We start from the raw sequence: 5,733 nt of genomic DNA, 5'->3' as shown, positions 1-5,733 counted from the left end.
CCAACGCAGTTAGCGCTAAAACTGGCTGCTAGAAAGGCATTAATTATCCGCAGCTCAGGTTATTTACTTTCATAGGCTGTATATTTCTTTGCAAAATGAATGAAAGCCTCTTTTAACTCTGGGTTTTCGTTGATTTGCTTAAAGATGTCTTCTTTATGTGCCTTTCTCTTCGTATTGGTGACAGAATAAACATCGGATATGTCTGGCATTGAGAGGTAACGCAAGGCGGCAGCAGGATGTTTAAGATCTGTATTTAATTGTATGTGCTGTTTGGTGATATTATGAAAGCTACTTTTTGTGAAACGCGTTTCACAACCGAAAGATTTAATTTTGCTCCCAAGCCGCGCTTTCTTCTCACATTTTGTTTTAAATGAATCGTCTTCAGTTAATTTGTTGTACAAATCATAAAAGTCCTTTTTAGCATCTTCCATCTCGAACTTTAAAATATATCTCGGCTTTTCACCGTATACTTCAATACGCTCTATTGGCTCTTTATTCTTATTTTCAATCGATGCGGAAGCACTTACTGCAAATGACGTGGAAATCACAAGCAAAGCTAAATTTGGATAAGATTTTCTCATAAATTAAATCCTTATTTGAGTGATCCAAAATAGGTCCAAGAATAAAGCTAGCATACTAGGTAAAGCTGAACAATAAATATACGTACTTGGGAGGGAAGTAAATTAGAAGGAAAACAAGAAAGTCTTTTTAAATTAATTTTTTGTTAAAAACTTGTTTTATTTTGTGGTTTGGCTAAGGTTAAAGTGAGCTTGAAAGCTAGCTCGCCCAGTGAGTAGACTTGCCGTCAGTTAACGTGTTAACTGACGGCGTTTTTTAATTAGAACTTCAGTTTATCAATAAGTGTGTTTGGGTCGATTTCCAGTTCATCCATTAATGACCAGCGAGTTTGCTTTTGTACACTACCTTTTCCTAAGATCCAGTAATCATAGGTTTTTTCAATACGGCCATTGGTATGCTGGATAATCAGCCAAGCATTTACATAACTCAGTAGATCTTGATTGCGCTTGGCAACAGCGAATCCAACGGGATATTTCAAACTCGCTCCTTCCGGCACCACGACGCCAAATTCAGGGTAGAACATGCTCCATGCAAAGCCCGCCTCTGCGCTGATCACTAAGGCGTCATATTTCTCTGGGTGCTTAAAATAGCTTTGCAGATTGTTAATGCTGGATACTTTTACCTTAGGGTTTTGCTGCGCCAATTGTTTGAGTAGCGGAGCATACTCAACGTGAGCTAAATTCAGCTTGTCAAGCGTAAGTAGGGCTGACTTGTCAGCAAACTTCTTTAAATCATGATCTTTGGCCAAGAGCGCCAGTTGCAGTTCCAAAACTTTGTCACTAAAGCGCACGCTTTGTAAGTCGGCAATATTAATTTCAAGGCCAGACATTGCAATGTCGAAATATCCTTTGTTTAGATACTCTGCCAGTTGTGGCTTTTTAAAAGGAATAAACTCGATTTTAACCCCAAGGTCGGATGCGAGCCTATGTGCGAGGCTGACATCAAAACCAACCAACTGGTCTTTTTGATTAAAGTAACTAAATGGCACATTATCGATAAGATATCCTACACGCAGCAGGTTACGTTTTTTAATCACATCGATATTCGTCAAAGATAACTCACCACTTTGGTATGCTTTAGGGACATAGCTAAGCACATGAGCAGGGACGGTATCCGAGATCACCATATTAGCGATGGCCTCATCGGCCGATTTAGTTTGCTTACCGAGGTAATTATTTGCTGTAAAACTCAACAACATAAATGCTGGGAGTAGTGCAGATAGAAGCGTTAAATAATAAACCGAGCGCACGCGTTTTAGGTGTAATTGCCTGCGGTTGATGAAAATACATAAAAATACAAATGCGAAGATATATACCACAGTGGTCGGTGAAACTACTTTTGCGGTGAGTACTGACATTGATAAATATAACTGATAAGTATCAGCCGGGACACGCAAGGTATCGAGTAAATAGGGAATCGCGATATGTACATTAGCAAAGTAACTTAACATCGCCGACAAAGACACATTAGGAATTTGTTCGATGCTGATTTGGTTGCCGGTAAGCCATGCTGCAAAAGAGACGAAAATAAGGGTAGTAAGTTTTCCTAAACTTGGGAAGGTATAAGCGATAGGAACTAACACCTCCGCGATGTGATCAGAGTTTTCGTCACTTTGCTTAATTTTGCGTAAATGATCTTTGATCCCTTCGGTGATCACAGGCAATACAATAAAAACGTTGCCGGTACTAAATGCGGTGATCCATGCATTGCGCATAACCATGATAAGGTCGCGGTACTTAACTGGGGTAAGTGCGGCGACAAGCATAGGGAGTAGCACTAACATTAAATACACGCCGACACATAAAACGACAACCCAGTACACTTGCAATTCAGACAACTCTTCTGCACTCATGGTGCCTGCGGTACTTGCTGTCATCGCAAAAATGCCGATAGGGAAGATGGCAATAATCTTCTTGGAAATCACCGATAGACCTTGACCGACGACCTCTAACACATCGAGTAAACGGTTTTTCTTTTGATTGGAAATAAGCGCCATACCTAGTGCAATACAAAATATGACTAAGGCAGGTACATTACCTTCTGCCATAGAAGCAAAAGGGTTAGCGGGAATATAATGTTTAACGAAGTCTACTTCGGGCGCTGCGGCGACCAGTGCTGGGGAAAAAAAGGTCCCGGCATCATGCGCAGGTAATGTCATAATAAAGCACCAGATCACAGCAAGACCTACCACCCAAATGGAGATCATGACTAGCGCCGCTTTTGCAAGAATGCTTTTAACTTGTTCGGGATTAAATTTCCCTAAACCCACGATAAGGCTGACGACAATATAAGGGAGAATGGTGATTTGCATCAGGTTTACAAAACCTGCACCGATAGGTTTTAAAAATGATAACCGTTCACCGAAAACTAAACCAGCAAAAATGCCAAGTATGAGCGCCCAAAGCATCCAGTTAATGTTTTTTAGAAAATTAAGCAATTTAGTCATGTGCTCAGTCGAAAAAAGAGCGGTATTTTAATTAGCTTAGCTTAAAACTTACTGAATGTTTGAGCGATTTGATTACAAATTATCGAGTGTTTACTCAAAGTTCATAATCATCCCCATTTTTGGCACGGTAACAGGCTTTTCCTGCCGGTTGTTGCACGCCGTGATAAAAGCTCATCCACAGTTTTTGTAGCTGGGTTTTAGTCTTTTTACCAATCACAGACGCCAGTGGTGTTTCTACGATAATATCTTCAATATGGGCGCTATCAAATTGACCGAGCATTCCGGTGCGATTGAAGGTAATTTCAATATGTAAACCATCGTCCTGTTTTAATAAAATAGCCTCTGGCGTTTCACGGTGACCGCATAGCGCGACGAATTGGCTACAATTTTTTAAACCACAATGGGTGCCGTTAGCAAAAAATGCAAGCAGGTGATTGTAGTAAACCACATAGTCTGTCACCTCCATGTGTGAGCCAAATTCTAAAGGACATTGTTCATCAAGATACTGTTTTGCCAGCATTGACTGTTGCGCTTTCGTATCGTCAATTGGTTGCTCTGTATGCGGTTGTAATTGCGCTGCCATGATCCACCTCACTTGTTCATGTTGTCATAAATTGGGAAATATATTCTGGTTGTTTCGTGTACATTTTGAGTGTAAGTTAAATATTCAAATAATTTCACAAAAAGAATTTCACAGTGTGAATTTCACAAAAATGGGGTGTGAAATCATGGCAAAAGTTGCAAGCTTAATTAGAAAGTCCCACTTTTTGGGTACTAAAATAAGAAATCTAAGAAAGCGTAACCATCTGACTTTAGAAGATTTATCGGCTCGATGCGTAAAGCAAGATCCCGCCAGCGCGCCTTCCGTTTCCTACTTGTCAATGATTGAAAGAGGACAGCGTACGCCAAGCGAAGCGATGCTCGAAAACTTCTCTAATGTATTTCAAAAGCCGATTGAATGGTTTTTAGATAGTCAACCAGAGGCACCGGAGATAGCGCCAGATAAAGGCAATTTCGGTGGGATAGTGGGGATGGCTTTAGAGCCCAACTTTCTATTTGCCAAAGAGATATTACAAATTGCGATCCCAGAAATGCTATCCCAAGCGGGGATCAGCGGTAGGCAGTTTGCACACCTTTTGATCCGTGCCCATCAAGAGCACCATCAAAATCATTTTCCCGATTTAGAACGAGCAGCCGATGAAGTGGGAGGTAAAAATCTCTATCTCAGCTGTGATGACCTCATGGCAATTTTGCTAGCAAAAGGTCGAAATGTGGAGTGGTTTGAGCCATCCTCGCCTGACGGAGAGGGGATGATCACTTCTTATTTCAAAGAGCCAAACATGGTGTTTATAAATCGCGCGTTGCACGCACATCCCGCGAGAATGAAATACGATTTAGCTGTTCATATTGGCCATGCCGTGCTTCACAATAGTGAAGGTTTAGAATGTGTACTCACTACTGGAGAAAGCCGGAAGAGTAACGATAACCCCGATCATGATACTCCAAATGCCCAAGATATTTTGAGCGCGTGGCAGGATTTTGAATCGAGCTTCTTCGCAGGGGCCTTATTGTGTCCCCGTACACCATTTCGGCAGTTACTCGAAAGCCGAGGTTACGATGTGCGCGTCCATGAGCAACTTGGTATTTCGGCTTCCGTCGCAATGCGCAGAATGACATCGGTTTCACCTTATCCACATTGGCATTATTTTGATGCTTATCAAGCAGGTAAACTCAAGGCGGTATATCGGGGCAATGGTATTCCTTTACCTTGGGGTAATATGCGTAGCGTCGCCGATCCGTGTCAGCACTGGGCCGTATTTCGTAAATTTCATGATGATAGTCATAGTGCCAGTGCTCAGCTTTCGATCCTGAATGTCAATGGCAAACCGCGTCTGTATTGCTGTGAGTCAGTAAAAATCGTTGATGTAGCGAATCGTCCAAGGGTGCTGTGCGCGGGTCTGGATCTCAATCCTGCAATTAATGCACAAGGGATTGATGCTGACGCCTTGATTGGAGAGTTGCAACAAGCTTGTATTAGCCATGGTGGCGCGAGCGTGGTGCCCTATCATATGAAAACCCAATTACTCCGTGTCGCCAAGATTTTAAACATCCAGTGGATTGAACGAGGGCTTGAGGGCTCTGTTCGGGTGATCTGTACTCGAGGAAAAAGCTGCCCAAGAAAGCCGAGCTGTTATGTTGAGAGTTCGTAATTGACGTCATTCGATGATTGTTTTGTTGATTTTTTGATAATAAAAGTTGAAAAGGTAGGCGTTGCATGCCATATTTTTTAAGCGGGTTGTTTACATCTGCTTAATACTCATTCTTTTAACTATCACCTAGGAGACGTAAATGTTCATCTACAACAAACAACGCCCTAGTGATCTGCATGAATGTTCCGTTAATTACCACTTGAGTGAGTGGTTCGACGAATAGCCTCACCTGAATTTCAATTCTATTCCCACCGACAATTTGTTGGGTGGGTTTTATCACGTTCCGTATCAATGCGAATGTAAACGTTAACGCTAATTGCGTTTAGGTTTTTCAAAAAACCAAATTAATAATACCAGTTGTATTAAGTAAATGATCTATCTTGAAGCGGGGAAATAGCTTTAGGAGCAAGGCAAAAATTTTGCTATTTAGTAGTTCTAAATGAGAAATTTTTAACGAAGCTAATATGCTATTTCACCCTTCAAATTGAATAGATCATT

Annotated in this window: 4 protein-coding genes; 1 reads left to right on the top strand and 3 read right to left on the bottom strand. The window is 41.4% G+C overall.

Features of this window, described 5'->3' with window-relative positions:
* Positions 1 to 59: 59 nt before the first annotated feature.
* From CWC03_RS23010 to CWC03_RS23000, 3 genes are all read right to left on the bottom strand, one after another.
* Entirely contained in the window at positions 60 to 581 is a 522-nt protein-coding gene (locus tag CWC03_RS23010) for a hypothetical protein (protein WP_138583818.1), read from the bottom strand.
* A gap of 257 nt (positions 582 to 838) precedes the next feature.
* On the bottom strand, positions 839 to 3,025 hold the full coding sequence (locus tag CWC03_RS23005; RefSeq protein WP_138583817.1) for a cation:dicarboxylate symporter family transporter: 2,187 nt from the start codon (positions 3,023 to 3,025) through the stop codon (positions 839 to 841).
* A 94-nt stretch (positions 3,026 to 3,119) separates the two neighbouring features.
* Positions 3,120 to 3,608 carry an aldolase/citrate lyase/malate synthase family protein gene (locus CWC03_RS23000; RefSeq protein WP_138583816.1) on the bottom strand — a complete coding sequence of 163 codons (489 nt, stop codon included), beginning with the start codon at positions 3,606 to 3,608 and terminating at the stop codon, positions 3,120 to 3,122.
* 145 nt (positions 3,609 to 3,753) lie between these two features.
* Here CWC03_RS23000 and CWC03_RS22995 point away from each other — a divergent pair, with 145 nt between their 5' ends.
* Positions 3,754 to 5,235 (top strand): DUF3612 domain-containing protein, encoded by a 1,482-nt coding sequence (locus CWC03_RS22995; protein WP_138583815.1) that lies wholly within the window; start codon positions 3,754 to 3,756, stop codon positions 5,233 to 5,235.
* The last annotated feature ends 498 nt before the right edge of the window (positions 5,236 to 5,733 follow it).

The sequence above is a fragment of the Pseudoalteromonas sp. S2755 genome (genome assembly GCF_005886535.1).
Taxonomy (GTDB): Bacteria; Pseudomonadota; Gammaproteobacteria; order Enterobacterales; family Alteromonadaceae; genus Pseudoalteromonas.
This window is presented reverse-complemented; position numbering and strand designations above follow the sequence as displayed.